Origin of the sequence: Vibrio sp. Vb1755, from assembly GCF_033338635.1 — a bacterium.
Taxonomy (GTDB): domain Bacteria; phylum Pseudomonadota; class Gammaproteobacteria; order Enterobacterales; family Vibrionaceae; genus Vibrio; species Vibrio alginolyticus.
Map to the genome: position 1 here is coordinate 1 of NZ_JAWOTA010000173.1, position 1341 is coordinate 1341.

A 1341-nucleotide genomic window follows, 5' to 3' on the forward strand; every position below is an offset into this window, starting at 1 on the left:
GTTCGTTTGTGGTTTGTTCGCGTTCACGGAATGGAAGTATTCCCAATAAGTTGGGATTTCCGAAGTCCCCATATCAAAGAAAGCAAGTTCGTGTTTTTTCTCACGCACATACTTGAACATCGATGAACCATCAATCAGCTTCAGCTCAATGTCCAACCCTGCCAATTTTGCCTGTTCACGCAAGAAAGCAATACGCGGTGTATGAACTGGAGATGAGTACGTCAATTCAAAGCTCAAACGCTGACCTTTATCATTCACGCGAATACCATCGGAACCAATCTTATCGAAGCCCGCAGCTTCAAACGCTGCCGCCGCTTTTTCTGGTTCAAACTTTGGCGCTTTCACATCTGGCAACGTGTACTTACCATGCCCAAAGCCCGTTGGGTTGGGTTTACGGCTGTAGTCTCCACGCATAACATTCTCGATCATGCCGTCGAAATCTGTCGCGTAAGTAATCCCTTTGCGAATGTTTAAGTCATCAAGTAGAGGCATGGCCGTGTTTATCCACACGCCACCAGCACCAACTGGATATTGGTTGTAACCCCAGAACTTCTCAATGTAACCCTTTTGATAAGGGGCAGTATTGGATTTGTCATGCCATAGACTTGGCAAAACCAATCCAAATGCGTCCAACTTACCTTTTTCGAAGTGCTTCATCGCAATATCACTATCGCGGATAACCGTGATACGAATTTTGTCGACGTTATAGCGATTCTCGTAGTACTTATTGGTATAACCCCACCAGTCCTCACCTACGTGCTTAAAGGTAACGCTTTTACCTTTTTTGACGTCGGCTAAGTAATAAGCGCTGGTGGTTGGTTCACTTTTAAAGTTGTAGTAGCGCACAAAATCATCATGAATGCCGTCACCGTTCTCGTCTTTCTTCGGATTCGCATAGAAATGAGCAGGACGAGGACGTAGCGCCCCCATTCTCAACAACAACTCTTCTGGATTGAGCTCTTTCGCGGCCTTCACGGCGAAGGTGTGATCGTCAAATTTGATAACATCAGCAACCGTTTTGTTGTAATAGTCGTTGTACCAAGGCTCTAAAATGTCTTTCGAGCGGTAAAACTTAAGCATAAAAACAAAATCGTCTGCCGTGACTGGCTTGCCATCCGACCATTTAGCTTGTGGGTTCAGTTTGAAATAAACCGTTTTATTGTCACCCGCTAATGCCCACTCATTGGCTAGCTCAGGGATGAATTCAAGCGTATCTGGGTGGCGAACCACCAACCCTGGCGTTTCATCCAAGATGAAAGAACGTAAACCAGAGTTTGCATCAGGACCAACACTGCGTAGAGTCTGAGGAAAGCTCGACATGAAAGTGCGGTAAGTCCCGCC

At 45.9% G+C, this 1341-nt stretch carries 1 protein-coding gene; it reads right to left on the reverse strand.

Translation table 11 applies throughout. The annotated features are described in order from the left end of the window. Positions 1-1341: extracellular solute-binding protein (locus tag R7E00_RS23630; RefSeq protein WP_318124667.1), on the reverse strand; the 1341-nt coding region annotated here is incomplete at both ends.